Origin of the sequence: Guopingia tenuis (assembly GCF_014384805.1) — a bacterium.
GTDB classification, from domain to species: domain Bacteria; phylum Bacillota; class Clostridia; order Christensenellales; family Christensenellaceae; genus Guopingia; species Guopingia tenuis.
In genome coordinates, this window is the sequence record NZ_JACRSS010000004.1 from 111,018 (window position 1) to 136,718 (window position 25,701).

Here is a 25,701-nt window from a genome sequence, read left to right on the forward strand (position 1 = left end):
GTCAATTATGGGTGGGGAAACGGCTCACGATGGAAGCCTGCTCCAAATTCAAATCCCGATGCTCAATGGTGACGCGGTTGCCCTTCTTTTGCAGACGGGCATAAAGCTCCTCGCCGATAACCACGCTGCGGTGCATGCCGCCCGTGCAGCCGATGGCGATGACCAGCTGCTTTTTATCCTGTTCCAGATAACAGGGGCAGAGATAGGTGACGAAATTGGTCACCTGGGTGAGAAAATACTGCGCCGCGTCAAAGCTCAAAACATAGTCCCGTACCTTTTCCGTCAGGCCGGAATTGGTCTTGAGATCGTCCAGATAAAAGGGGTTGGGCAGGAAGCGCATGTCAAAGACCAGGTCGGCGTCAATGGGAATGCCGCGCTTATAGCCAAAGGTGATGACGGAAATCAGAAGCCGTTTGTCCCTCTCCTGGCTATAGCGGCGCTCAAGAACCGAAGAGAGAGCGCGGACAGTATAGGTGCTGGTGTCGATTACTGTGTTGGCCATCTCCTTGATGCGCTGAAGCTTTTCCCGCTCGGTCAGAATGCCCGAGAGGATATTGCCGCTCCCGGAGACCGGATGCCGCCGCCGGGTCTGGGTGAACCGACTGACGATGGCCTTATCCGAGGCGTCCAGAAACAGGATATCCAGGTTCAAGTTCATCTGCTTTAGCTGATCGATGGCTTCATAAACCGAATCAAACATATCGCCCATTCGCATATCCGCCACAACCGCCACATTTTCCAGCGGCACCGCCCGGTTTTGACAGAGACGGGCGAAATCCGGAATGAGCTGCGGGGGAATATTGTCTGCGCAGAAATACCCGAGATCCTCCATGATTTTCAGGGCGGAGGAGCGCCCGGCGCCGGAAAGCCCGGTGATAATGGTAAAATTCATGCTGCTGTACCTCCTTGGATGCGGCGATGGCTGGGCAAATCCCGAAGAAAACCCAGGGGCTGGATAAGATGGAAAGCCGGGACACGGCGCGAGGGCATGTCCGGCAAAGAAAACTATTGAAAATTCTCCGCTCCCTCGCCGATAATGCGGACCTCCCGCTCCAGTCGGACACCGGAGGCGGCATAGACCCGTTCCTGAACGGCGGCGATCACCTGCAAAAGCTGGGCGGAGGTGGCGCTGCCGCGGTTGATGACAAACCCGGCATGCTTCTGGGAAACCTGGGCGTCCCCCACGGAAAAGCCCTTGAGGCCGGCTGCCTGGATGAGCGCTCCGGCATACTGCCCCGGAGGACGCTTGAACGTGCTTCCTGCGCTGGCAAATTCCAGAGGCTGCTTGGCCTTGCGCCGGGCGTTATATTCCTGCATCTGCCTGCGGGCGGCATCCGTATCTCCCCGGGAAAGGGAAAAATGCGCCTCCAGAATGATATAGGGCTGTTCCATAAAGATGCTGTGGCGATAGGAAAACTGCATCTGTTTCCGGGTGAGGGTGCAGAGCTGAAAGTTTTCATCGAGGCAGAGCGTGCTCTCCAAATGGGGCGCCAGCTCGCCGCCATAGGCTCCGGCGTTCATATAGACGCCGCCGCCCACGGTTCCCGGAATCCCTCCGGCGAACTCCAGGCCGACATATCCCCGGTTGAGGGAGAAAATTACAAGAGAGGACAGGCGCGCCCCGGCCTGGGAGACGATTTTGCCTTCCCGTTCCTCCAATTTGGCAAAAGCACCGCCCAAATGGATCACGGCACCCCGGATGCCCGCATCCGTGACAAGAACATTGGACCCATTCCCTAAAAGGACAAAAGGGAGTTGCTCCCGGGAAAACAGACGCAGGACAAAAATAAGCTGTTCGATGCTTTGGGGCTCCACAAGAAGATCGGCAGGGCCGCCGGTTTTGAAGGTGGTATATTCCCGCATGGGAGCGTGAAGGCGCGGGGAAATATGCTGTTCATAAAGCGCCTCGAGAATTTTCTGCATGCTGCCGCCCCCTTTGCTGTTGCTTTCTTATGTTTTATTGTACACGAAGGCGGGCATTTATTCAACACGCCCAAACAGGAGATTTCGTGACTTTTCTTTGAAATTTTTGTCACCGGCGAGGGCAGTGTCCAATGCGGCGTCCACCTCTTTTTGATTTGCGGCCAGAAGGAAGTTATTGGGAATATTGCCATCGGCGCCAAGAGCCGCATACTCCTCCAGATACAGCGTTTGGCCTTCATATACCCCTTCCTGAGATGTAACCGGCAGCATTTTCATGCCTTCCACGGCCTTTTGGGCCTTTTCCGAGAGAAGCTGCTGGGCAAAATCCAGGCCCGCCGTATATTTGGCGGAATCCTCCGTGGCCATCAGGCCGATCATCTGCACCATATCCGAATAGCTGGAAATAGAATAATTGGAGAGGCTCAGGGAATTGGCCCGCTGGTCGGAAAAAAGCTGTTCATATTCTGCGGCGGGGCAGAGATGCATGGCGGATTTTCCCGAAAGAAACATTTCCCGGCCACCGTCCTCCGCGATGGGAAAAGCGCCGAGAGGCGTATCCAGGGGAAGGTCGCCTTCCAGCCAATCCTCCCCGGAAGCGGCTGTTTTGAGCCAGAGAAGCGCGGCTTTGGGATGCAACCCGGAAGTGACCGTGAGAGAAAGGGGGAGAATCTGCTGGTCGTCCACCGTAAAAGAGAGGCGGGAGAGGGCGGCGATGAAGTTTTCATAGGAAATTCCGCTGTCCAATGGCGTGGGGACATCCTGGGCCGCAAACAGATCCTGGTTGCAGGCAAGGGTATAGAAATCCGCCATATAGGGATAGGCATAGCAATCGTTATCCTGGCTGCCGCAATCGGCATAGGCAGGGAGAAGGCTCTCCGCGGCGGGAAGCCGGGAAAAATCCGCGGCATTGCCCATGAATCCCAGGGGGAAGGAGCAGAGGTCCGGGCGCTCCCCGGCGGCCAGCTTTTTTTCCGCCTCTTCGGGCGTCAGGGGAACAAGATCGATAAAGACATAGGGATGCTGTTTTTCAAAGGAGCGGATCTGGGAGCGGAGGAAGGAGACGCCGCTGGTCCCGCCGGTTTTGAAGGAAACGATATGCCAGAGAGTGAGGGAGCCGCGATACTGCTCCCTCTGCTTCTGCTCCCGGATGGTATAGGTATTTTTATGAACGCCGCCCACGATAAAGGCGGGAGACAGCACGAGGAATGCCAGACAGGCAAAGCATAAAAAAAGAGTAAAAGCTTTTTTCACGAGGACTCACTCCCAAGAATCAGACTTTTACTCTAAATATATTGGCTGGTTCTGTTTTTTAGACGCGTCAGCCCAAAAGCTCCAGCATCTTCTGGTCGAGATTGGCCGTGGCGTCGTGGCCCAGGCTCTTCAGGCGGAAGTTCATGGCCGCCACTTCCAAAATGATGGCGATATTCCGGCCCGGCCGCACGGGGATGGTGATTTTGGGCACCTTGACCCCGAGAAGGGTCACATAATCTTCTGCCATGCCGATCCGGTCGATATCTTTCACATCGCCCAGCTCCAGATGCACGCAGAGACTGATGGTTTTGTCAACCATGACGGCGCCCATGCCATAGAGCACGGAAACATCGATGAGGCCGATTCCGCGGATTTCCATGAGATGCCGGATGACATCCGGCGAGCTTCCCACCAGATGATTGTCGGAAATTTTGCGGATTTCCACCACGTCGTCCGCCACCAGACGGTGGCCGCGCTTGACCAGCTCCAGGGCGGTTTCGCTCTTGCCCACGCCGGATTCGCCGGTGATGAAAATGCCGATGCCGTATACGTCCATCAGGCCGCCGTGGCGGGCGATGCTGGGAGCCAGCTCATTATCCAGAAACAGCGTCGTCATATGCGAGAGCTTTGTGGTGGTGAGGCCGGACATAAGAACAGGAACGTCATAGGTTTCCGCGATCTCGAGAAAATCGTCGGGCGGCGTCAGGTTCCGGGCAATGAGCACGCCGGGAATGGGATAGCTGAAATACGTTTCCAGACGCTCTCGCCGCACTTCGGGGGAGAGATCCTGCAAATAGGTCATCTCGGCCATGCCAAAAAGCTGGATCCGCTCGACGGCGAAATATTCAAAGAAGCCGCACATCTGCAGGCCCGGCCGGTTCAGATCGCTGGTGTCGATCTCCATATGCTCCCGGTCGCCCAGATAGAGGGGCGTGAGGCCCAGCTCATCGATGAGTTTTTGAATTTTGATGGATCGCTTCATGATTGGCACTCCCTATTTTTCAAAGATGAATTTGTCGATGATTTCCTTGATGGCGTCGTGGTCGTTGTCTGCCGCGGCGACATAATCGGAAATTTCCTTGATCTCGTCGATGGCGTTGCCCACCGCCGCACCTACGCCGGCATATTTGATCATGCTGGCGTCGATCTGGTTATCGCCCACGGCGATCATCTGGCTTTTATCGATGCCATAGTATTCCGAAAGGGCCTTCAAAGCTCCGCCTTTGGTGGCCGCCGGGTTGTTGAACTCCAAAAAGATGGGTTTGGAACGCCCAATGTTCAGATGCGGGAACCGTTCCCTGAAGATCGGCTGAATGCGGGCGGTTGTGGCCTCGTCGTTGATCATGAGGATTTTGGGAGTATAGATGTCTTTCATCTCCCGCAGGTTGGGAACCAGACGGTCGCCAAAGCCGCAGACGCTCTTGTAGTAATCCGAATATTCCGTGTGCTTTTCGTAGCAGAAGTGGTTGTCGATATAGACGTGCACATACACGCCCAGCTCATGGGCCAGCTCCAAGATTGCGGAGGTATCCTCTGGCTCGATGGGGCAGGAGGAAATCTCCCTTCCCTGATGATCCACCACCTGGGCGCCGCTGCAGCAGATGCTGGCGTCCTGAAGGGCCAGCTCGTCATAAAGCCGTTTCAGGCTGATAAACAGCCGCCCGGAGGCCAGGATTACCTTCACGCCCGCCTTCATGGCCCGAGCGATGGCCTCGGCATTGCCCGGCGTGATCTTGCGGTCGTTGTTCAGTAAAGTGTCGTCGATATCCAATGCAATGAGTTTATAATCCATAGGTTCCTTCCATCCATATATCCTTGTTCATTGATGCTTTCATTATAAACGCGGGGGGCAGGGAATGCAAATACTTTTTCGCGGGGGGCTGGAAAAAAAACTGGTTTCCGATATAATAGAAAATAGAGAAATATGGAGGAGACGAATTTGAAGGATTTTGTGCATCTGCATGTTCATAGCGAATACAGCCTGCTGGACGGCGCATCCCGCATCAGCGACCTGATCTCCCGGGCGAAGGAGCTGGGGCAGAAGGCCATTGCCATCACGGATCACGGCGCCATGTACGGTGTGGTGGATTTTTACCTGGAGGCAAAGAAGCAGGGCGTGAAGCCGCTTCTGGGATGCGAGCTTTATATCGTCCAGGGGGATCTCCATGAAAAGTCGACGGCGGCCCGGGAATATGCCCATCTGGTGGTTCTGGCAAAAGATAACGAGGGGTATAAAAACCTGATGCGCCTCTGCTCCATCGGATTTGTGGAGGGCTATTACTATAAGCCCCGGGTGGATTACGACACGCTCCGCAAATATGCGGGAGGGCTGGTCTGCCTTTCCGCCTGCATTGCGGGCGATGTGCCCGCGCATCTGCTGCGGGGGGAGAAAAACGAGGCATACCGCATTGCCGGCGAACTGAAGGACATGTTCGGCGAGGATTTCTATATTGAGCTTCAGGATCACGGCCTGGCCGAACAGAAGCGGGTGAACCCGCTGCTGATCGAGTTGGCGCGGGATCTGGGCATCAAGATGGTTGTCACCAACGACCTGCACTATGTCCGCAAAGAGGACGCCAAGGCGCAGGATATCCTCATGTGCCTGCAAATGGGGCGGACGCTGGACGAGGGCGGCCTGTTCGAAACCCAGGAATTTTATCTGAAATCGGCGGACGAGATGGAGGCGCTGTTCCCCCATATGCCCGAGCTGATGGAAAACACCCTGGAGGTGGCGGAAAAGTGCAATGTGGAGCTGGAACTGGGCAAAACCCACCTGCCGAATTTTGATGTTCCGCCGGAGTTTCCCTCCCATGAAAGCTATCTGGAGCATCTCACCCGGCAGGGCATTGCCGAGCGGTACGCCGATCCGGCGGCGGTGGAGGAACGGCTGCGCTTCGAGTTGGATACCATCAACAACATGGGGTTCACGGATTATTTTCTCATCGTCTGGGACTATGTCCATTTTGCCAAGACCCATGGCATCGTCGTGGGCCCGGGTCGGGGCAGCGCGGCGGGAAGCATCGTCGCCTATGCCCTCAAAATCACGGATATTGACCCCATTGAATATAACCTGCTGTTTGAACGGTTCCTGAATCCGGGGCGTGTGAGCATGCCGGATATCGATATTGACTTCTGCATTGAACGCCGCGGCGAGGTCATTGACTATGTCGTATCCAAATATGGGGAGGACCATGTGGCCCAGATCATCACTTTCGGCACGCTCGGGGCCAAGCAGGTGGTGCGGGACGTGGCGCGGGTCATGCGCATCCCGATCCCCGAGGCCAACCGGATCGCCAAGATGATTCCCTTTGCCCTCAAAATGACCATCGCCCGGGCGATGAAGGAAAATCCCAAATTAAAACAGGAATATGACAACAATCCCGAAGTCCGGGAATGGCTGGATATGGCTATGAAATTGGAGGGGCTGCCCCGCCAGAGCTCGACGCATGCGGCAGGCGTGGTGATCTCCAAGGATCCCATCACGGAATATGCGCCGCTTTCCCGCAACAAAAAGGATGAGTCCATTACCACCCAGTATACCATGAACAACATTTCCGATCTGGGCCTTTTAAAGATGGATTTTCTGGGGCTTCGGACGCTGACGGTGATCCGGGATACCGTTGCGATGGTGAAGGAAAACCGGGGCGTTGTATTGGACATGCAGAATCTGCCCATGGACGACCCGAAGGTATATGAGCTGATTTCCTCGGGAGAGACGGACGGCATTTTCCAGCTGGAAAGCGACGGCATGCGCTCCCTCATGACCCGGCTCAAGCCGGAAAACCTGGGGGATATCATGGTGGGGATTTCCCTGTTCCGGCCGGGCCCGATGTCCAAGATTCCGGATTATATCGAATATAAAAACCACCCGGAGCGGGTGAAATATGCCCATCCCATGCTGGAAAAATCCCTGAAGGATACCTATGGCTGCATGGTATATCAGGAGCAGGTCATGGAGATCGTCCGGGATATGGCGGGATATTCCCTCGCCCGAAGCGACGATGTCCGCCGCACCATGTCCAAAAAGAAGGTGGAGGCCATGGAGCGGGAACGGAAAATCTTTATCTATGGCGGCGACGGCGTGGACGGCGCCATCAAACGGGGCGTCAGCGAAAAGGTGGCGACGGAAATTTTCGACCAGATGATGGATTTCGCCCAATATGCCTTCAACAAGTCCCATGCCTGCGCCTATGCCGTGGTGGCCTATCAGACGGCTTTTTTGAAATGCTATTATGAGGCCGAGTTCATGACGGCGCTTCTCAACAGCTTTATCTCCAATTCGGATAAGCTGGCCCACTATATGCGCTATATCAAGCAGACGGGCATTAAAATTCTTCTGCCGGATATCAACCGCTCAAAAAAGCTGTTTTCCGTCGAGGGGGAAAATATCCGTTTTGGTCTTTCGGCGCTGACCAATGTGGGGGATTCCATCGGTGCGGTCTATGAGGAGCGGGAGAAAAACGGGGATTATGCGGATTTCGAGGACTTTGTCCGCCGCAATACCCACGCGGTCAACAAATCCCAACTGGAATCCCTGATCCTCTCGGGCTGCTTTGACAGCACGGGGGCGCGCCGCTCCCAGCTGATGGCGGTGTATGAGACGATTTATAAAAACGCCCAGGCGGACAGCCGGCTGGCGGAAAGCGGGCAAATGAGTCTGTTTGCCTTTGGGGATGAGCCGGTGCAGGCGGCCAAAACGGCGCTGCCGGATATCCCGGAATACGACATGAAAACCAAGCTCACCCTGGAAAAGAACAAGGCGGGGCTGTATCTGAGCGGCCATCCTCTGGAGGAATATGCCGGGGCGCTCAAGGGCCGGCGGGGAATCGGCGATATCCTGGAGGCTCGAAACAGCGAGGAAAAGGCGGAATACTACGACGGGCGCAGCGTGGAGGTGCTGGGGATTTTTACCAGCCTGCGGGTGCGTTCCACCAAGCAGACCCGCCAGCAGATGGCCAGCGGGAACCTGGAGGACATGGAAGGAACCATCGGCGTCACGATTTTCCCGCGGATCTATGCCAAATATGAGGAGCTAGTGCGCACGGACGAGCCACTCATTGTCCGCGGACATGTGGCGATCAGCGAGAGCGTTCCCGAGATTGTGGCGGATGAAATTCTGGAATACGAGGAAGGAAGCCTTTCCGGCGGCGAAACCGGCGAAAAATGCTTCTACCTGCGGGTGTGGGAGGAGGACCCGGCGCTTCTGGCAGTGATCCGCCGCTGGGCCGAGCGGTATCCCGGGGAGCAGGAGATCCGCATTTTTGCAAAAAAGAGCGGGAAGCTCTATGCCCTGGGCCGGGAATACCTGGCGGCCAACACCCGGGGCGCCTTGGAGGAGATGCGCACGCTGCTGGGCGGGGAGAACGTCCTGGTTGTGTGAAATGTAAAGCAGTTTTCTGTTGCGCGAAAAAAAGCGATATGATAGAATGAAAAAAACAGGATAAAAAGGAAGGAGTGTGGTTGCCATGGGGCCTGAAAATGGGGAGTTCATCGTCGTGAAGGCATTGGAAGACGGCGTGAACTTTATCGGCATGACCCGGGGGCGCGACACTCGCCTGCAGCATACGGAAAAGCTGGACGCGGGGGAAGTGATTCTCGCCCAGTTTACGGAAAACATTTCTGCAATCAAAATCAAGGGACGCGCTATGATCTTGACCAAACATGGCTCCCTGCTTGCAGGGAGAGAGGAGGAAGGAGAATAACGAAGTCCCGCCGAGGAAAAATAGAAGAGGGGGCGTCGTTTATGTGGATCGTTATTCATATGGCCAAAACCAGCGCGGTGACCGATGGGATCCGGGCGCTGCTGGAAAATGAAGGGATTCTGGTGAAGGTGAAACCCGTCTATAAAAAGATGAGCAGGGAAGAGAATTACTATGAAATTCTCGTTCTGGAAAGCGAAGCGGAAGAAGCCCGGGAGATTATCATTGAAAACGGGCTTTGAGATAAATTTTTAAGTTAGGGAGAAAATAGGTATGAGAAGAATTGCAATATTGACAAGCGGCGGCGACGCCCCGGGCATGAACGCGGCCATCCATGCCGCCGTGCTCACGGCCAAGGCCAACGGTTTGCAGGTCATTGGCGTGTATAAGGGCTATGCGGGCCTGATCGAGGGCCGTTTGGCGGAGATTCGCTCCAAGCAGGTCCGGGGGATCGTCAATCAGGGCGGAACGATTCTGAAAACCGCACGCTGCGCCGCGATGAAAACAGAAGAAGGACAGAAGCAGGCTGTCAAAGTATTGGAGGCCTTTGGAGTGGATGGGCTGATCGTCATCGGCGGCGACGGCAGCTTCAAGGGCGCGCAGATTCTTTCCCATATGGGAATCCCTGCCATCGGCCTGCCGGGAACCATCGACAACGACCTGGCCTATACGGAATTTACCATCGGTTTTGATACGGCGGTCAATGGGGTTACGGATGAGATCGCCAAAATCCGTGAGACCATGCTTTCCCATGAGCGTATCGGTGTAATTGAGGTCATGGGCAATAAATGCGGCGATATCGCCCTGCATGCCGGTGTAGCCGGCGAGGCGGAATATATCCTGCTGCCGGAGGTGGAATTCGATGTGGACGCCATCTGCGAGAGCTTGCAGCACCGCCGGATCAAGGGCAACATGACCAGCATCATCGTTATTTCCGAGGGCGCCGGCAAGGGCGAAGCCCTCTCCAACTATATCCGTGCGAAGACGGGATTTGACGTGAAAGCCATCGTCCTGGGCTATGTGCAGCGGGGCGGGACGCCTTCCGCTTTTGACCGCTATATCGCCACCAAGATGGGCACAAGAGCGGTGCATTTGCTGATGGACGGTGTGGGCGGCCGCGTCGTGGGCATCCGCCAAAATCAGATCGTGGATATGGATATCGACGAGGCTCTGTCCATGGAGAACCAGTTCGACCAGCAGATGTATGACGAACATAGTGTCATCTATAACTATTGATCTCAGCTTATAAAGACAGAGGGAGGAAGCGGCATGGCGACATTTGATCTGCGCGTCCGGTATAGTGAAACAGGGGCGGAGGGCTTTGCCTATCACGCCAATTACTATAGCTGGTTTGACATGGTGCAGACCCAGTTTCTGGAGGAGAACGGACTTTCTTACCAGGAGATCGCAGAAAAAGGGGTGCATTTTCTGCCCATCGATGTGAAAAGCCGCTATCACGCGCCGGCCTATTTCGGCGATACGCTGACGGTGGAAATGAAGGTGGAGGCGCTCTCCAATGTAAAGACTACCCTCAGCTACCGGGTTACCCGCAAGAGCGACCAGGCGCCCATCGTGCAATGTCGGATTACCTATGCCTGCATGAGCCGGGATTTCCGGCCGCTGGTGCTGAAAAATGCACTTCCCGCCTTATACCGGGCGCTACAAAGCGAACTGGATAAAGCATAAGCCATGAAAAGTAAAAAGCCCGCTGCGCAAAAAAGCGCGCGGGTTTTTTTCGTAAAAATTATATTATTTGTGAAACGAAACCGGAAGCTGCGGCGAATATAAGGAAAACGATGCGAGGACGGGCGGGCATGGCCGACGATACCAGATGGATAGAAAAAGCAAAGAGGGGGAGCCGGGCGGCAGCGGAGGAGCTGATTCGCCGGTACTATGATGAGATCTACCGCTATGCCTTTCGGCAGACTGGGCAGAAGGAGACGGCGATGGACATAACGCAGGAAATCTTCATCGCCGTGCTGCAAAGCCTTCCCTATTATGACGAGAAAAAAGCCGGAGTCCGCACCTGGATCTACCGTATTGCCACCCACAAGATCATCGATTCCCGGCGGCGGGCGCCGATCCCCGCCCTCGATATCGGGGAAATGGTGCTGGCGGATGAAATGGATGTGGCGAAACTGGCGCAGGATCGGTTTTTGCTGGAAAAAATACTGCGTTATATTGAAAGCCAGCCGGTTGTCCTTCAGAAAATTGCGCGGATGCGGCTCTATGGCGGGTGCAGCTTTCCCGAGATCGCCCAGGCCCTGGGGGAGCCGGAAGCCGCGGTGAAATCCAGATATTACCGCCTTCGCGCGGCGCTTAGAAAGGAGTTTTGGGATGAATATACCCATGCCGGAGGAAAATGAGAAACGGGCGGCGGTGGCGGCCATTCTGAAAGAGGGATGGCGTCCGCGGCGGATGCTTCCCGAGCTTTGGCGGATGCTGCGGCGCATGGGGCTGCGCTATATGTTCTATGGGGCCCAGGACGTGCTGTTCCTGGCGGCCTGCGGGGTTTTGGCCGTGTTCCTCCTGCTCCGGGAGCAGGGAGATGTGGCCTATGCGGCCCTGTTTGCCGGAGCACCTCTCTGTTATATGCTGTTTTGTGGGATTGCGGCATGGAAGGAGCGGCAGATTGGAGTGATGCAGTGGAAAATGGCGTGTACTTATGACTTGCGCCAGCTTACGGCCTGCCGGATGCTGCTTCTGGGCGGTCTGGGGGCGGCCCTGGAGGCGCTGCTGGGCCTGTTCCTGTCGGCGGGAACCGGCGGGGAAGTGGAGGTTCTCCGGGCGGTTGGTGTGTCGCTCTGCGGCCTTTTTGCCTATGGCTGGGCACAGCTGCTCCTTCTGCGCAGCGCCAAATGGGCGCGGAACGGATGGCTCCTGCCCTGCGCCTGGATTATGGCACAGGCGGCGCTGCTGGCAGCGGTCGATCCCCGCCGGCTCAACGGATTTTTCGTGCAGGTTCCTCTGGCTGTTTTGGGGACCGGGGTACTGCTGCTGCTGGCGGCGTTCTTATGGGCGCTGCGGGGTTACTATTTCTATGGAAACCGGGGAGGGATACGCTTTGCTGCAAATCGATAATGTCACCAAGCAATATGGAAAATTTACGGCTCTTTCAGAAATCGATCTTTCTCTGGAAAACGGGGTATACGGCCTGCTGGCGCCCAATGGGGCGGGAAAGACGACACTGCTGAAAATGCTGGCGACGCTGCTCTTTCCCACCTCCGGGCAGATCCGCCTGGACGGCGAGGATATTTTCCAGATGGAGAGCCGCTACCGGGAAAAAATCGGCTATCTGCCCCAGGAGTTCGGCTATTATAAAAACAATACGCCGCGCCAGTTTCTGCGCTATATTGCCGCGCTGAAAGGGATTCCTGCGAAGCGGGCAAAACTGCGCATCGAGGAGCTTTTGGAAACCGTGTCTATGACCGAACATGGGGATAAAAAGATGAAAAAGTTTTCCGGGGGGATGATCCAGCGGATCGGCATTGCCCAGGCGATGCTCAATGACCCCGAGATTCTCATTCTCGATGAGCCGACGGCGGGATTGGACCCCAAGGAGCGGGCACGGTTCCGCAATCTTCTGCACGGTTTGGCGGAAAACCGGATTGTACTGCTCTCCACACATATCGTTTCGGATGTTGAAACCATCGCCCATCAGGTGATTCTGCTGCGGGGGCACCGGCTCCATGCCTGCCAGCCGCCTGGCGAAATCTGCCGGACGCTTTCGGACAGGGTATTTGAACTGCCTCTCGGCGAGGCATTGCCGGAAGGGGCTGTATTCCTGTCCGAACGGCAGACCGGGGCCGGCGCCGTGCAGCGCGTGGCCTGTGAAACCGCTCCGGAAGGGGGCATGCCGGTTCCCGCCGGCCTGGAGGACGTGTTCCTATATCTATACCGGGAAGAGGGGGTATAGGGACATGCGCTGCCTGGGGTGGGAATTGAAAAAAATTTTCTCGATGCCCATGCTCTGGATCTTTCTGGCGGGGTGTATCCTGGTCAATGGCTGGATGGCCGGCAGCGGAGTCTCTCAGGAGGAGAGGGAACGACTTGTCTACCGGCAGACCGTGCAGGAAAAAAACGGCGGGCAAATGGTGCCGGATTTTTGGGAATCGCTGGCGAAAGAGCCGCCATCTGCCCTTCGGGAGCAGCTTCTGGAGGAGACGGCAGGGGCGGAGAATACCTTGGAAGACCTGAACACGGCGGAACTGGCCCGACTCTATCTCGGGCTTTACCAGCCGGGCGGCGGCCTCGTGGGATTGCTGGAGAAAAAATACGCTGCATTGCAGGACGCGGTGGATGCGTTGGGAGGGGAAGGAGCGGCTCTCAGCGTCTATGCGGCCCGCGATACAGACCGGCAGTTTCAAAGGCTATATGACGGCCTGCATGCGGCACTGACGGAAAGCGCTTTTCTCGCCCTGCTCCTCGGCATCTATACCATGGGCATGGAGCGGCTTTGCCGGACGGAAAGTCTTCTCCTGAGCGCCAAACGCGGCAGAAAAACCGCCCTGGAAAAGGGGGCGGCGGCCTGGATTGCGGCGGCGGGAAGCTATCTTCTGTTTGTTGGTTTTTTTCTTGCGGTTTATGGGATTTTCTGGGAGGGGACATTTTTCTGGAATGCCAACGTGGCCAGCCAGTTTCATACCGTGCAGGAGGCGGTGTTTACCAAGCCGTTTCTCACATGGGGTTCCTTCACTCTGGGAGAATATTTCGCGGCGCAGATGGGCCTGAGCCTGGGACTTTTGCTGGTGTTTTCCCTCATGGGGAGCGCAGCGGGCCTTTGGCTGAAAAACAGCTATATCGCGTTCCTGGCGGTCTTTGCGTTTCTTTTCGCCCAATTTGCGGCGCCCATGTTGCTTTCGGATGCAGGATGCTGGAACGGGTATATCGCGGCGACCTTCTTCCCGGCGGTGCTTTGGCATACCCAGCCCCTCTGGTTTACCGATGGAGGCATCAGCACGGTCATCCCCTGGCAGGAGAGCTGGGGAATCTGCCTGAACCTGGTGCTGTGGGCGGGAATTTTTCTCCTGGCCTATCGGCGTTTTCGAAGAAAGGATGTGGCCTGATGCGGGTTTTTGGATGGGAATTGAAAAAGATGGCGGATTTCCGCATTCTGGGGATCCTGACTGTGGCAGGGCTTCTCCTGTACCTGATGTTTATGGAATTTTATACAGTGTTTGGCGGCTATCCCAACGGCCATCCTCTGGAGGAATACAATAACACTGCGATTCAGTGGGTAAAAACCTATGGAAACACCATGGAGCCGGGGGAATATGAGCAGGCAAAAGTGGAAATGGATGATCTCCTTATGGAAGCCGATGCGTTTATTGCCTCCCATCCTGCCTTTGCCGCGGCGGGAATCCAGTCCTATGCGCAGTTTATAGAAAAATATGATCGCTGGGCTGGGGAAAATTCAAGCGAAGAGGATGCGCGGTTTTGGGCGGCGGAGTCCCTGCTTTTTGGGGAGGAGAGCGGTTGGCTGGGATATCGGATACAGGCGCTGGAGTTTTGCCTGGGGGCATATGAGCTGGACCCTGCGCACCCGGATATACTGTCTGACGAATTGTTAGAAGCTGGCTACCATTACTTTGCCTATGGCACGGGCCTGCTGATTCTGGGGGTGTTTCTGGTGACGGCGCCCTTTGCCGTCCGGGATTCCATGAACCGGATGCGCCCGATCCAATGGAGCGGCAGGATGGGCCGGCGGATGGAGGGCCTGCGGTTTCTCGCCTGCCTGGCGGGAGCGGTTCTTCTGGCGATGATAGGGTTGTGGATTTTTGCCGCCATATTCTCGCAAAACGGGGTTCGGGTTTTCTGGAACAGCCGCCTGGATTCCTTTCTGACTGGTCTAGACGCCGTTTTCCCTATGACCTATGGCCAGTATTTTTTGAGCAATATGGGTCTGTCGCTTTTGCTGGCGGCAGGGGCGTGCCCGCTGTTTTTCTGCCTGTCTCAAGCCAGCGAGCACTATATTGCCATGCTCCTGAAGGGTGTTCCGGTGCTGATCGTCTATGAGGCGCTGTCGGCCGCCGTCATGTTTCAGGCATTTTATAGGGAAAATACCGCATACCGGCTGTTTCGGATTCCGGGAGCGGAATGGCTGGCGGCGGGCCTGCTGCTGGCCGCGGGGCTGGCGGCGCTGCTGATCCTTCAAATGCGGATGCGGAAAAAGGACCTCTTGGATTAGCAAAATGAAAGGAATGCGGGAAAGCCCTTGTGAGAAAAATTGCAGGGGCTTTTGCCGTTTTGGGAAAAAAACCAGTTGACTTTGCTATTCGTCTGCGGTAAAGTGATAGTAGCCAAGGAAAGTCATTTCAATAGGAACAGAACTGCGGCAAATTTTTTTCGGATAAAATGTAAGGGCTTACATTTCAAAAAAGGAGAGTGGAAAAACGATGGAAACGATGAAAGGTGTAGTTGTAACGGCGCCGGGCCAGGTCTGCATCCGGGACGATATCCCAAAGCCGGTCTGCGGGGATTATGAGGCGCTGGTCCATGTGAAATACTGTGGTTTCTGCAACGGAACCGACCTGCATATCATCGACGGGACCATGACCAAAGAGGCGGGACTGGGGGAATACCCTACGGTTCTTGGGCATGAAAGCTCGGGCGTCGTCGTGGAAGTGGGAAAAAAGGTAAGGAACATCAAAATCGGCGACCACTATGTGCATATCAATCTCTATCCCGAGGTGGGCGGCGGCTATACCCGCACCTATGGCGGCATGGCAGATTATGGCCTGGTGGCCGACTATGAGGCCATGCGGGAGGACGGCATTCCCGAAGAGGAATTTCCCTTCTTAAATCCACAGCTTCCCCACTATGGGAAATTCGGCAAGATCCCGGAAGATATCGACCTGGAAGGCGCGGGCGCACTGCTCTCCATGAGCGAATGCCTGAGCGCGGCCAAGAACGTGGGCGTGGATGAAACCAAAAAGGTTCTGATCTATGGCGCCGGTCCCATGGGCCTGGGCGTAGCCCTCTATTGCAAGGCTCTGGGCGCCAAAAAAGTGGTTGTGGGCGATTTGCAGCCCGGCCGGCTGGAGCTGGCAAAGAAGATCGCCAAGGTAGACCAGGTGGTTGACCTTTCCAAAGCCACCATGAAGGAGGCTCTGAACGGCGAGCTCTTTGATATCGTCATGGACATTGTCGGCCTCACCAGCATCCTTCTGGAGGGCTCCCAGTTCCTGCTGCCCTTCGGGCGCGTGTGCTCCATGGGCGTGCTGCGGTCCAACGACTTACAGATGAACATTCAGGCCCTCAAGAACAACACCATGCTGCAGATGCTCAATCTGCCCTATCAGGAATATAAAGCCATGGATGAAAACGTGGAGCTGATCCGGGCGGGAAAAATCAGCATGAAGGATTTCTATTCCCATGTGGTAGACCGGGAAAACATCCAGGAAGCCATCGACCTGGTGCGCCGCAAGGAGGCGCTGAAGGTCATCATCAAGGTGAACGATTGAGAAATGCCATGAGCGCGGAACGGGAAGGAGGGAAGCGCGTTGACGACCATATATGACATTGCCGTGGCGGCTAAGGTGTCGACGGCGACTGTTTCCCGGGTGATCAACACCCCTGAGCTGGTTTCGGAAAAGACGCGGGCCAAGGTGGAAGAGGCCATTGAAAAGCTGCACTATGCTCCCAACGCTCTGGCGCGCGAGCTGGTGACCAAAAGCACCAACCTCATTGGCCTGCTGATTCCAGACATCGCCAATTCCTTTTCGCCGGCGGTGGTGGACAGCTTTGTGGGCGAGATGGAGCGCAACGGCTATAACATCTTCGTGAGCATCACGGACGCAGACCCGGAAAAGGAAAACAAGTGCATCGATATCATGCTGAAAAAGCGGGTAGAGGGCATTGTTCTTTTGGGAACACGGCGGATGGACCGGCTGGCCAATGAACGCATCGGCATTCTGGCGCGGCGCATCCCCATCGTGGCCATCGATTATATGCCCGGCGCGGAAGGCGTCTGCTGTGTGCGGTGCGACGAAATTTTGGGCGCCTTTTATGCCACGGAATATCTGATTCAGCTGGGCCATAAGCGAATCGCCCTGCTGAACGGAAACGAGGAATACACGACCTATTACTATAAGCGCAAGGGTTATCGGCAGGCAATGGAGAAATACGGCCTGCCGGTGCGGGAGGAATACTGCATTGCGACAACCCCCTATTTCCGAGGCGGATATGAAGCCTGCATGCAGCTCCTGTCCCTTCCGGAGCCGCCCACGGCCATGTTCATTTCCGGCGACCAGATGGCGGTCGGCGCCTATAACGCGATTCTGTCCTCGGGCCTGAAAATCCCGGACGATATGTCCGTGGTGGGATTCAGCGGTTCGCCGCTTTCCAAAGCGGTCTATCCGCCGCTTTCGACTGTTTCCCAATATGCCCGGGAAACCGGCAGCGCGGCGGCGGGAATCATGCTGCAAAAGCTCCGGGGAGAAGAGACAAAAGAGCGTGTGGTTTTTCAGCCCACGCTTGTGAAACGGGCCTCATGCGGCCCGGCAAAACAATAGAAAAATTTTTTTAGGAGGAAACAAACATGAAATTTGTAGTTGGTTCGGACAAAATGGGTCTGAAAATCAAGGATGCCTGCGTGGCGATGCTCAAGGAACAGGGACACGAGATCGAGGATGTGGGAACGCTGAGCGAAGATAAGCCCATGCCGCATACCCTGGTGGGCGCCGCGGTTGCGAGGAAAATTCAGAGCAAGGAAGCCGATCTGGGCCTGCTGTTCTGCGGCACGGGAATGGGCGTTTCCCTGACGGCCAACAAATTCAAGGGCGTCTATGCCGGCGTTGTGGAAAGCGTCTATGCGGCGCGGATGTGCCGCCAGATCAACAACTGCAATGTGCTGGCCATGGGCGGATATATCATCGGCGAGACGATGGCCAAGGAAATGGTGGAAGCCTTCGTGAACACGGATTTCCACCCAGGCTTCGCTCCTGCGCGGGTTGAGCTGCTGGAAGGCCAGTTCAAGATCATGCAGGATATTGAAAACGAAAACTTCAAATAAACCAGACCGGCGCCGCCCGGAAGGGCGGCCCTGCCATACATAAGGAGGACCAGTCAATGATGCTTCGGGCAGATGCGGATACCAAGCTGTTTTTTCTGGCAGGTGATCCCATGGATTTCAGTTGCGGCGCGGCAGTCAGCAACGCAGTTTTCGATTTTGCGAATGTCAATGCGGTAAATTTAAGCCTTACCGTGAAAAAAGGCGAACTCGGCCCGTTTGTCAAGGCGGTGCGCACGTTGGGGCTGGCGGGATTTTTCGTCACCATGCCCCATAAGAGCGACATCATTCCCTACCTGGATGAGGTGGACCCGCTTTCCCGGGCATTTCATTGTGTCAACCATATCAAAAACGACCATGGCAAATTGATCGGAACAGCTCTTGACGGCGTGGGCATGCGCATGGCCATTGAAGGGGCGGGCGTGAGCCTGCCGGGAAAGAGCGTTCTCATCCTGGGCGCGGGAGGCGTCGCAGGCCCCATTGCGGCGGAGCTGGCAAAACAGGGGGCCAGGCGGTTCGCCATTTTGAACCGGACGGTGGAAAAGGCAAAATTTATCGAGCAGGTTCTTCATGAGCATTTCGATGTGGAAACCGCCGTTGCGGAGATGACCCCGGAAAACCTGCATATATATGCAAAGGACATGGATCTGGCCGTTCAATGCACCAGTCTTGGGATGAACGGCGGTCCGGCAGACTATGCGGATGTGACCTTTGTGGATGAAATGAAGGATGGCGCTCTGGTGGCGGATGTATTGTATATCCCGGACCGCACCAAACTTCTCAGCTATGCAGAGCGGCAGGGGCATCCGGTGGTCAACGGCATGGGAATGATGATCAGCCAGCAGAAGGCCTGCCTGAAATTTATGCTGGATATAGATATGGACGAGGATTTGACAGAAGCGGCCGAAGAGGGCCTCATGGTTGCGGTGGCGCGGCGGCAGGCGCGCAGAAACCGGATGGAACGGAAAAAGAATCAAACGAATCATGGAGGAAAAGAATGAATTTAAGAGCGGATGCGGATACACAGTTATATTTTCAGATTGGATATCCCCTGGATTTCAGCTGCGCGGCGTCGCTGCATAACGCCATGTTTGAATATGCCAATGTTAACGCGGTGAGCCTGAACATCGAGGTGGAACCCGGCCATCTGGGCGAGTTCTGCGAGGCGGTCAAGGCGCTGAAAATCGGCGGCTTTGATATCACTATGCCCCATAAGAGCGCCGTCATCCCCTTCCTGGATGAAGTGGACGACATCAGCCGGGATTTCAACTGCGTCAACCATGTCAACCTGCGGGACGGCAAGCTCATCGGGATCTGCCTGGACGGCACTGGCATGTGCATGTCCATCGAGGATGATGCCGGCGTGAAGATCGCGGGCAAAACGGCACTTATTCTGGGCGCGGGCGGCGTGGCCGGACCGATCTCTGCGGAGCTGGCGCGGCGCGGGGCGAAAAAGATTATCATCTTGAACCGCACGGTTTCCAAGGCTGAGTATATCGAAAAGGTTCTGCATAAATATTATGAAATTGAAACTGAATCCGGCGAGATGAACATTGAGAATCTGAAAAAATATGCCAGCGAGTCTCAGATTGTTGTGCAGTGCACCTGCTTGGGCATGGATGGGCACGATGGCGACTATGAGGACGTCACCTTTGTCGACAATCTCCCCAAGGGAGCGGCCATTGCCGACGTGCTGTATACGCCGGACCGCACAAAGCTCCTGGCTTATGCGGAATCCAAGGGATACACGGTCATCAACGGGCTGGGGATGCTCATCAACCAGCAGAAGGCCATGCTGAAATTCCACTTTGATATTGACGCGGGCGACGACGCCTATGATTTCGGCGAAGAGGGCCTGATGGTAGCCCGGGCCATGCGGGAAGCGCGGGCCAACCGCCGCAAACGCGCCGCGGAGAAAAAATAAAGGGAATCACAACAAAATAAAAGGCGGGGGAAAAGACATATGGTATTTCGAGCGGACAGCGACACGCAGATCTATTTCCAGATTGGCGATCCGTTGCGCTTTGCGACAGCGGCAGTGCTCCATAACGCCATGTTCGCCTATGCCAACGTGAATGCGGTCAGCATCAACAAGGTTGTGAAAAAAGGGGAGCTGGGCCGGTTTATCGAGGGCGTGAAGGATCTGGACATCGATGGCTTTGACATCACCATGCCCCATAAGCAGGATGTTATCCCCTTTTTAGACGAGATGGACGACATCAGCCGGGAATTTCAAAGCGTCAACCATGTCAATTACCGGAATGGGAAACTCATTGGAACGACGCTGGATGGCATCGGCATGCGCCTGGCCATCGAAGCAGAGGGCGTCGATCTCCGGGGAAAGAATGTTTTGATTTTGGGCGCCGGAGGCGTAACCGGCCCGGTGGCGGCGGAAATATGCAAAGCAGGCGCATCGCGCATGGCGGTTTTGAACCGGACGCCCGAGAAAGCGGAGACGCTTGCGGGTCAGCTGGAAAAGCATTTTGCGGCAGAGTTTATGCCGGATGCCATGACGCCGGAAACGCTTTGCCGGTATGCCCGGGAAGCAGATGTCGTCGTCCAGTGCACCTGTCTGGGAATGCTGGATAAGCATGTGGACTTCGAGGATCTGTCCTTTGTGGGGCAGCTTCCGCCGCATGCGTTTGTGGCGGACTGCGTGATCTTCCCGGAGCGGACGAGTCTGCTTCGCGCGGCGGAGAGCCGGGGGATCCGGGGCATCAACGGCTTTGGAATGCTGATCTGGCAGCAAAAGGCCATGTTGAAGTTTCACTGCGGCGTGGACGTTGACGACGGGTTTTATGACGCGGGAGAAGAGGCAATTTACACGGCCCTGGCCCTGCGGGCCGCCCGGGACCAGCGGGATGCACGCCGCGCGGCAGGAAAATGAAGGAAGATAAAGGAACAGCGTCTTTCATAAGACGCTGTTTTTCCATGGCAGGAAGCGGGTATATATAGTTAGAAAAATGCAGGTTTTATGAAAAACGCATGCAAAATTTTCGAATATTTGAAAAAATCCTCACTCTCCAAGGGGCGTTTGCCTTGCAAATGGAAGAGGCGTTCTATATAATGGGGAAGAGGAAAAATATTGGCAAGGAGAGAATGGCATGTATCGGATTTTAGAGAAAAAGGTTTTGGGGCCGCAGGTGACCAAAATGGTGATCGATGCTCCGGCCGTTGCAAAAAAGGCGGAGCCTGGCCAATTCATCATCTTCCGGATCGATGAAAAGGGAGAGCGCGTTCCCCTGACTATCGCAGATTATGACCGGGAGGCCGGAACCGTCACGATTATTTTCCAGATCGTCGGCAAGACGACAACGCAGCTGAACGAGCTGAATGCGGGCGACAGCCTGCTGGATTTTGTGGGGCCGCTGGGAACTGCCTCGCATTTTGATGAAAACGTGAAAAAGGTTGCCGTCATCGGCGGCGGGCTGGGAACGGCGATCGCCTATCCCCAGGCAAAAAAACTGTTTCATATGGGCAAAGAGGTGGATGCCATCATCGGCTTCCGCAACAAGGATCTGATCATTCTGGAAGACGAGATGCGGCAGAACTCCACCAACCTGTTTGTGGTTACGGATGACGGCAGCAACGGAAACCAGGGCTTTGTCACCGACGCGCTGAAAAAGCAGATTGAAGCGGGGGCGAATTACGATCTGGTTATCGCCATCGGTCCCCTCATTATGATGAAGTTTGTATGTCAGCTCACCAAACAATATGGCATCAAAACCATCGTCAGCATGAACCCGGTTATGATCGATGGAACCGGGATGTGCGGCGGATGCCGTGTAACCGTGGGCGGAAAAACCAAGTTTGCCTGCGTGGATGGCCCGGATTTTGACGGCCATGAAGTGGATTTTGACGAGGCGATGCGGCGCCAGCAGATGTATAAAACCGAGGAAGCCGAGAGCCTGCGGGATCATAAGTGCAGATTGGAGGGCATGGCGAACAATGGCTAAGAATATGGCGAAAGAAAAGGTGAAAATGCCGGAGTTGGACCCCAACGTCCGCAATAAAAACTTTGAAGAGGTAGCCCAGGGCTACACGGAAGCGATGGCCCTGGAAGAGGCGGCCCGCTGCCTGAACTGCAAGAACAAGCCCTGCGTGTCCGGATGTCCAGTGAACGTCCGCATCCCGGAGTTCATCGAAAAGGCAGCGGCGGGGGACTTCATCGGCGCCTATGAGATCATTAAGACGACCAACGCCCTTCCGGCGGTCTGCGGGCGGGTCTGCCCCCAGGAAACCCAGTGCGAGCAGAAATGTGTGCGCGGGATCAAGGGGGAGCCGGTGGGAATCGGCCGGCTGGAGCGGTTCTGCGCGGATTATGCCATGCAGCATGGCTATAAGCAGAATACCGACGTGACCAAAAACGGCAAAAAGGTCGCCATTGTGGGCTCCGGCCCGGCGGGTCTTTCCTGCGCGGGTACGCTGGCGCGGATGGGATATGATGTGACCATCTTTGAGGCATTCCATGTGGCGGGCGGTGTGCTGCAATACGGCATTCCCCAGTTCCGGCTCCCCAAAGAGCTGGTGAAGGCCGAGATCGACGGCTTGAAGGAACTGGGCGTAAAAATCGAAACCAACATGGTCATCGGCAAGGTAGATACCATCGATGAGCTGAAAGAGATGGGATATGAGGCCATCTTTATCGGAACCGGCGCGGGCCTGCCCAAATTCATGGGCATCCCTGGTGAAAACCTGAACGGCGTTTATTCCGCCAACGAGTTTTTGACCCGGATTAACTTGATGAAGGCCTATAAGTTCCCGGAATTTGACACCCCCATGAAGCACTATAAAAAGGTGGCGGTCATCGGCGGCGGCAACGTGGCTATGGACGCGGCCCGCTGCGCCAAACGGCTGGGCGCGGAAAAGGTATATATCGTCTATCGTCGGGGCGAGGAAGAAATGCCCGCCCGGAACGAGGAAATTCATCATGCCAAGGAAGAGGGCATCGAGTTCCATCTGCTGACGGCGCCCCTGGAGGTTGTCGGAGATGAAAACGGATGGGTTACCGGCCTCAAAAACATCAAGATGGAGCTGGGCGAGCCGGATGCCTCCGGGCGGCGGCGGCCTGTGCAGATTCCGGGCAGCGAATACATCATGGATGTGGATGCGGTGGTCGTGGCCATCGGCCAGAGCCCGAATCCTCTCATCAAGAGCGTAACGCCGGATCTGAAAACCCAGCCCTGGGGCGGCATTGTGGCGGAAGAGCCTTCCGGAAAGACCAGCATTGAAGGCGTATATGCCGGAGGCGACGCGGTCACCGGCGCGGCAACAGTCATTCTGGCCATGGGCGCGGGCAAAAACGCGGCGGCGGCCATTGACGAATATTTGCAGAACAAATAAAGAAGAATAATAAAAAAGGACGGGGGCATCCCGTCCTTTTTGCGTGAAAAAGTGTTTTTTCGGGCGAAACAGCGGTTATATTGCAATTTAAGGGGTTGTATAGTACAATCAAATAGCCCTGAAATTTAGGAAATGGGGAATGAAAAATGAAACCGACAAAAAATCAACAGGAAATTCTGCGGCGCATGGAGCAGGTCTATGCGGACGCCAAGCCGGCGCTGCATTTTCAAAACGCCTATGAGCTTCTGGTGGCGACGATTCTTTCCGCCCAGTGTACGGATGTGCGGGTAAATAAGGTTACAAAAGATTTATTTGTGCATTATAAGAATGCAGAGGAGCTGTCCCGGGCGGATTATTCCGAGCTGTGCGACGAGATCCATAGCTGCGGATGCTATGCCGTGAAGGCGAAAAACCTCATCAACACAGCCAAACTTCTTATGGAGCAGTTTGGCGGCGAGGTGCCGCAGACCATGGAAGAACTGACGACGCTGCCCGGCGTGGGGCGGAAAACCGCCAATGTGGTGCTATCCAACGCCTTTGGGATTCCGGGATTTGCCGTGGATACCCATGTATTCCGGGTTTCCAACCGGCTGGGGCTGGCCCATGCCAAGGATGTGGCCAAAACGGAAGAACAGCTCTGCGCTCTGGTGCCCCGGGAAAAATGGGGCAATGCCCATCATTGGCTGATCTATCACGGGCGGCAGATCTGCAGCGCCCGCAAGCCCAAGTGCGGCGAATGTTTTTTGAAGGATATCTGCCCTTCCAGCGAGGCGGAAATACAGGATAAGGCAAAAGAAGCATGATTGTAGATAAGGTCAAAATTTATATCAAAGCCGGCAACGGCGGCAACGGAGCCGTTTCCTTCCGGCGGGAAAAATATGTGAATGCCGGCGGCCCGGACGGCGGAGACGGCGGCAACGGCGGAAACCTGGTATTCCAGGCCAGCGAGGACCTGCGCACGCTGATGGATTTCCGGTTCTCCAAAAAGTTTATTGCGCAGAACGGGGAAAACGGCCAGAAGCGGAATATGCGGGGCAAGACCGGGGAAGATCTTGTCATCAGGGTTCCCATGGGAACGGTGATTATCGACGAGGAAACCGGCCGCGTTGTGGCGGATCTGCATGACGATGCGCCGCGGGTAATCCTGCGGGGTGGGCGCGGCGGAAAGGGGAATACCCGGTTTGCCACCCCCACCCGCAAGACCCCCCGGTTCGCTACGCCCGGGCGGAAAACTCTGGGGCGGAATGTGATTCTGGAGCTGAAATCCATTGCGGATGTGGGCCTGGTGGGCTTCCCCAATGTGGGAAAATCCACGCTGCTTTCTGTCGTATCCTCCGCAAAACCCAAAATCGCCGACTATCATTTCACTACGCTTCGGCCCAATCTGGGCGTGGTAAACGCAGGCGACCAGAGTTTTATCATGGCGGATATTCCCGGGCTGATCGAAGGCGCCAGCGAAGGCGTGGGTCTGGGTCATGATTTTCTCCGGCATATTGAGCGGACGCGCATGCTGGTGCATGTGGTGGATGTTTCAGGAACCGAGGGCCGCGACCCGGCGGAGGACTATGAAAAAATCCGCGGGGAGCTGGAAAAATACAGCCAGGAATTGACAAAGCGGCCGGAAATTGTCGCCGCCAACAAGACGGATATTCCCGGCGCGGAGGAAGGCCTTGCCCGGCTGCGGGCGGCGCTGGAGCCCAAGGGAATCCCGGTCTATGCTATCTCCGCCGCTGCGCACCAGGGTATCACGGAGCTGCTGCGGGCCGTGGCTGCCCAGCTGGAGACGCTGCCCAAGGCCCAGCCCATCGAGGAAGAAGGCGTTATCGAGGAATGGGAGCTTGCGTCGGAGGACATGTCCTTTGAAACCAGCCGGGGCGAGGACGGCATTGCCGAAGTCAACGGCCGGGTCATCGATGAGATTTTTGCCCGGATCGATCCAAACGACCCGGATTCCATGCGGCATTTTGAAAAGCTGCTGAACGATTTTGGAATTATCAAGGCCCTGCGGAACATGGGCGTAAAGGATGGAGAGGAAGTCCGCCTGAACGGCGAGACATTTGACTTTGTGGATTAAAAGAGAGGAAAAACCATGACAAGTGCAACGCGGGCAAAGCTGCGGGGAATGGCCAATACATTGGAGCCCATTCTCCATATTGGAAAAGAGGGCATCACGGAAAATATTGTGACCCAGGCGGATGAGGCGCTGGAAGCCAGAGAGCTGATTAAGGGAACCGTGCAGAAAAACTGCGACGATCCCGTGCGGGAGGTATGCCACGCCCTGGCGGCCGAACTGGGGGCGGAGCCTATCCAGGTGATCGGGCGCAAATTCGTCCTCTATCGCCCTTCCGAGAAAAATCCCAGAATTGGATTATAGGGGCTGAGTGAAAAAGAAACCAGCGACGGAGATGCGGACGAGTTAAAAAAGCAAAAAGCGCCGGGACAGGCTGTCCGGCGCTTTTTACATGGGAGAATAGA

26 protein-coding genes are annotated in these 25,701 nt (G+C 55.8%); 21 read left to right on the forward strand and 5 right to left on the reverse strand.

The features are described 5' to 3' along the window. Position 1: 1 nt before the first annotated feature. The 5 genes from rapZ to H8693_RS08800 form a co-directional block, all read right to left on the reverse strand. Positions 2–892, reverse strand: coding sequence for an RNase adapter RapZ (rapZ, locus tag H8693_RS08780; protein WP_249280656.1), 891 nt, complete (start codon positions 890–892; stop codon positions 2–4). Positions 893–1,005: 113 nt separating this feature from the next. Continuing rightward, positions 1,006–1,923, reverse strand: coding sequence for a UDP-N-acetylmuramate dehydrogenase (murB, locus tag H8693_RS08785; protein WP_249280657.1), 918 nt, complete (start codon positions 1,921–1,923; stop codon positions 1,006–1,008). 57 nt (positions 1,924–1,980) lie between these two features. Beyond that, a complete protein-coding gene (locus H8693_RS08790) occupies positions 1,981–3,174 on the reverse strand; it encodes a hypothetical protein (protein ID WP_249280658.1) in 1,194 nt (397 codons plus the stop codon). A 67-nt stretch (positions 3,175–3,241) separates the two neighbouring features. Continuing rightward, positions 3,242–4,156 carry an HPr(Ser) kinase/phosphatase gene (gene hprK, locus H8693_RS08795; RefSeq protein ID WP_178621671.1) on the reverse strand — a complete coding sequence of 305 codons (915 nt, stop codon included), beginning with the start codon at positions 4,154–4,156 and terminating at the stop codon, positions 3,242–3,244. A gap of 12 nt (positions 4,157–4,168) precedes the next feature. Then, positions 4,169–4,966, reverse strand: a complete 798-nt coding sequence (locus H8693_RS08800) for a Cof-type HAD-IIB family hydrolase (protein WP_249280659.1) — start codon at positions 4,964–4,966, stop codon at positions 4,169–4,171. Positions 4,967–5,113: 147 nt separating this feature from the next. Here H8693_RS08800 and H8693_RS08805 point away from each other — a divergent pair, with 147 nt between their 5' ends. From H8693_RS08805 to yhbY, 21 genes are all read left to right on the forward strand, one after another. Continuing rightward, on the forward strand, positions 5,114–8,554 hold the full coding sequence (locus tag H8693_RS08805) for a DNA polymerase III subunit alpha (RefSeq protein ID WP_249280660.1): 3,441 nt from the start codon (positions 5,114–5,116) through the stop codon (positions 8,552–8,554). Positions 8,555–8,639: 85 nt separating this feature from the next. Further along, positions 8,640–8,876, forward strand: coding sequence for a trp RNA-binding attenuation protein MtrB (mtrB, locus tag H8693_RS08810; RefSeq protein ID WP_178621754.1), 237 nt, complete (start codon positions 8,640–8,642; stop codon positions 8,874–8,876). 41 nt (positions 8,877–8,917) lie between these two features. Then, a complete protein-coding gene (locus H8693_RS08815) occupies positions 8,918–9,115 on the forward strand; it encodes a putative signal transducing protein (RefSeq protein ID WP_178621756.1) in 198 nt (65 codons plus the stop codon). Positions 9,116–9,146: 31 nt separating this feature from the next. Then, entirely contained in the window at positions 9,147–10,109 is a 963-nt protein-coding gene (pfkA, locus tag H8693_RS08820) for a 6-phosphofructokinase (protein ID WP_178621757.1), read from the forward strand. Between the two features lie 33 nt (positions 10,110–10,142). Next, positions 10,143–10,559, forward strand: coding sequence for an acyl-CoA thioesterase (locus H8693_RS08825; protein WP_178621759.1), 417 nt, complete (start codon positions 10,143–10,145; stop codon positions 10,557–10,559). A gap of 110 nt (positions 10,560–10,669) precedes the next feature. Beyond that, entirely contained in the window at positions 10,670–11,239 is a 570-nt protein-coding gene (locus tag H8693_RS08830; protein ID WP_249280661.1) for an RNA polymerase sigma factor, read from the forward strand. Further along, complete coding sequence (locus H8693_RS08835; protein WP_249280662.1) at positions 11,211–11,954, forward strand: hypothetical protein; 744 nt, start codon at positions 11,211–11,213, stop codon at positions 11,952–11,954. Before H8693_RS08830 ends, H8693_RS08835 begins: the two co-directional genes overlap by 29 nt. Beyond that, positions 11,938–12,789 carry an ABC transporter ATP-binding protein gene (locus tag H8693_RS08840; protein WP_249280663.1) on the forward strand — a complete coding sequence of 284 codons (852 nt, stop codon included), beginning with the start codon at positions 11,938–11,940 and terminating at the stop codon, positions 12,787–12,789. Before H8693_RS08835 ends, H8693_RS08840 begins: the two co-directional genes overlap by 17 nt. A gap of 25 nt (positions 12,790–12,814) precedes the next feature. Beyond that, positions 12,815–13,939: a hypothetical protein gene (locus H8693_RS08845; RefSeq protein WP_249280664.1), complete on the forward strand. Its 1,125-nt coding sequence runs from the start codon at positions 12,815–12,817 to the stop codon at positions 13,937–13,939. After that, positions 13,939–15,060 (forward strand): hypothetical protein, encoded by a 1,122-nt coding sequence (locus tag H8693_RS08850; protein ID WP_249280665.1) that lies wholly within the window; start codon positions 13,939–13,941, stop codon positions 15,058–15,060. Before H8693_RS08845 ends, H8693_RS08850 begins: the two co-directional genes overlap by 1 nt. A 208-nt stretch (positions 15,061–15,268) precedes the next feature. Further along, positions 15,269–16,336, forward strand: coding sequence for a zinc-binding dehydrogenase (locus H8693_RS08855; RefSeq protein ID WP_249280666.1), 1,068 nt, complete (start codon positions 15,269–15,271; stop codon positions 16,334–16,336). A 39-nt stretch (positions 16,337–16,375) separates the two neighbouring features. Then, positions 16,376–17,386, forward strand: a complete 1,011-nt coding sequence (locus H8693_RS08860) for a LacI family DNA-binding transcriptional regulator (RefSeq protein WP_178620045.1) — start codon at positions 16,376–16,378, stop codon at positions 17,384–17,386. A 26-nt stretch (positions 17,387–17,412) separates the two neighbouring features. Then, positions 17,413–17,886: an RpiB/LacA/LacB family sugar-phosphate isomerase gene (locus tag H8693_RS08865; protein WP_249280667.1), complete on the forward strand. Its 474-nt coding sequence runs from the start codon at positions 17,413–17,415 to the stop codon at positions 17,884–17,886. Positions 17,887–17,942: 56 nt separating this feature from the next. Next, positions 17,943–18,884: a shikimate dehydrogenase family protein gene (locus H8693_RS08870; RefSeq protein ID WP_249280668.1), complete on the forward strand. Its 942-nt coding sequence runs from the start codon at positions 17,943–17,945 to the stop codon at positions 18,882–18,884. Further along, positions 18,881–19,807 (forward strand): shikimate dehydrogenase family protein, encoded by a 927-nt coding sequence (locus tag H8693_RS08875; RefSeq protein WP_249280669.1) that lies wholly within the window; start codon positions 18,881–18,883, stop codon positions 19,805–19,807. The genes H8693_RS08870 and H8693_RS08875 overlap by 4 nt, the downstream gene beginning before the upstream one ends. 39 nt (positions 19,808–19,846) lie before the next feature. Beyond that, positions 19,847–20,770 carry a shikimate dehydrogenase family protein gene (locus H8693_RS08880; RefSeq protein WP_249280670.1) on the forward strand — a complete coding sequence of 308 codons (924 nt, stop codon included), beginning with the start codon at positions 19,847–19,849 and terminating at the stop codon, positions 20,768–20,770. 217 nt (positions 20,771–20,987) lie between these two features. Then, the gene (locus H8693_RS08885; protein WP_178620059.1) at positions 20,988–21,839 is read left to right on the forward strand and encodes a sulfide/dihydroorotate dehydrogenase-like FAD/NAD-binding protein; all 852 of its coding nucleotides are present in this window, start codon (positions 20,988–20,990) and stop codon (positions 21,837–21,839) included. Further along, positions 21,832–23,226, forward strand: a complete 1,395-nt coding sequence (gene gltA / locus H8693_RS08890; protein ID WP_178620062.1) for an NADPH-dependent glutamate synthase — start codon at positions 21,832–21,834, stop codon at positions 23,224–23,226. Before H8693_RS08885 ends, gltA begins: the two co-directional genes overlap by 8 nt. Before the next feature lie 146 nt (positions 23,227–23,372). Then, positions 23,373–24,029, forward strand: coding sequence for an endonuclease III (gene nth, locus H8693_RS08895; protein ID WP_249280671.1), 657 nt, complete (start codon positions 23,373–23,375; stop codon positions 24,027–24,029). Then, on the forward strand, positions 24,026–25,300 hold the full coding sequence (gene obgE, locus H8693_RS08900) for a GTPase ObgE (protein ID WP_249280672.1): 1,275 nt from the start codon (positions 24,026–24,028) through the stop codon (positions 25,298–25,300). Before nth ends, obgE begins: the two co-directional genes overlap by 4 nt. A gap of 15 nt (positions 25,301–25,315) precedes the next feature. Next, positions 25,316–25,600 carry a ribosome assembly RNA-binding protein YhbY gene (yhbY, locus tag H8693_RS08905; protein ID WP_178620070.1) on the forward strand — a complete coding sequence of 95 codons (285 nt, stop codon included), beginning with the start codon at positions 25,316–25,318 and terminating at the stop codon, positions 25,598–25,600. The last annotated feature ends 101 nt before the right edge of the window (positions 25,601–25,701 follow it).

What these genes read in the sequence shown, in the direction of transcription:
- rapZ (WP_249280656.1), bottom strand. Translation starts at nt 892, where the DNA reads ATGAATTTTACCATTATCACCGGGCTTTCCGGCGCCGGGCGCTCCTCC.
- H8693_RS08850 (WP_249280665.1), top strand. Translation starts at nt 13,939, where the DNA reads ATGCGGGTTTTTGGATGGGAATTGAAAAAGATGGCGGATTTCCGCATT.
- H8693_RS08830 (WP_249280661.1), top strand. Translation starts at nt 10,670, where the DNA reads ATGCGAGGACGGGCGGGCATGGCCGACGATACCAGATGGATAGAAAAA.
- yhbY (WP_178620070.1), top strand. Translation starts at nt 25,316, where the DNA reads ATGACAAGTGCAACGCGGGCAAAGCTGCGGGGAATGGCCAATACATTG.
- H8693_RS08865 (WP_249280667.1), top strand. Translation starts at nt 17,413, where the DNA reads ATGAAATTTGTAGTTGGTTCGGACAAAATGGGTCTGAAAATCAAGGAT.
- H8693_RS08875 (WP_249280669.1), top strand. Translation starts at nt 18,881, where the DNA reads ATGAATTTAAGAGCGGATGCGGATACACAGTTATATTTTCAGATTGGA.
- H8693_RS08815 (WP_178621756.1), top strand. Translation starts at nt 8,918, where the DNA reads ATGTGGATCGTTATTCATATGGCCAAAACCAGCGCGGTGACCGATGGG.
- gltA (WP_178620062.1), top strand. Translation starts at nt 21,832, where the DNA reads ATGGCTAAGAATATGGCGAAAGAAAAGGTGAAAATGCCGGAGTTGGAC.
- H8693_RS08885 (WP_178620059.1), top strand. Translation starts at nt 20,988, where the DNA reads ATGTATCGGATTTTAGAGAAAAAGGTTTTGGGGCCGCAGGTGACCAAA.
- H8693_RS08800 (WP_249280659.1), bottom strand. Translation starts at nt 4,966, where the DNA reads ATGGATTATAAACTCATTGCATTGGATATCGACGACACTTTACTGAAC.
- nth (WP_249280671.1), top strand. Translation starts at nt 23,373, where the DNA reads ATGAAACCGACAAAAAATCAACAGGAAATTCTGCGGCGCATGGAGCAG.
- mtrB (WP_178621754.1), top strand. Translation starts at nt 8,640, where the DNA reads ATGGGGCCTGAAAATGGGGAGTTCATCGTCGTGAAGGCATTGGAAGAC.
- H8693_RS08870 (WP_249280668.1), top strand. Translation starts at nt 17,943, where the DNA reads ATGATGCTTCGGGCAGATGCGGATACCAAGCTGTTTTTTCTGGCAGGT.
- hprK (WP_178621671.1), bottom strand. Translation starts at nt 4,156, where the DNA reads ATGAAGCGATCCATCAAAATTCAAAAACTCATCGATGAGCTGGGCCTC.
- H8693_RS08835 (WP_249280662.1), top strand. Translation starts at nt 11,211, where the DNA reads ATGAATATACCCATGCCGGAGGAAAATGAGAAACGGGCGGCGGTGGCG.
- obgE (WP_249280672.1), top strand. Translation starts at nt 24,026, where the DNA reads ATGATTGTAGATAAGGTCAAAATTTATATCAAAGCCGGCAACGGCGGC.
- H8693_RS08880 (WP_249280670.1), top strand. Translation starts at nt 19,847, where the DNA reads ATGGTATTTCGAGCGGACAGCGACACGCAGATCTATTTCCAGATTGGC.
- H8693_RS08825 (WP_178621759.1), top strand. Translation starts at nt 10,143, where the DNA reads ATGGCGACATTTGATCTGCGCGTCCGGTATAGTGAAACAGGGGCGGAG.
- murB (WP_249280657.1), bottom strand. Translation starts at nt 1,923, where the DNA reads ATGCAGAAAATTCTCGAGGCGCTTTATGAACAGCATATTTCCCCGCGC.
- H8693_RS08855 (WP_249280666.1), top strand. Translation starts at nt 15,269, where the DNA reads ATGGAAACGATGAAAGGTGTAGTTGTAACGGCGCCGGGCCAGGTCTGC.
- pfkA (WP_178621757.1), top strand. Translation starts at nt 9,147, where the DNA reads ATGAGAAGAATTGCAATATTGACAAGCGGCGGCGACGCCCCGGGCATG.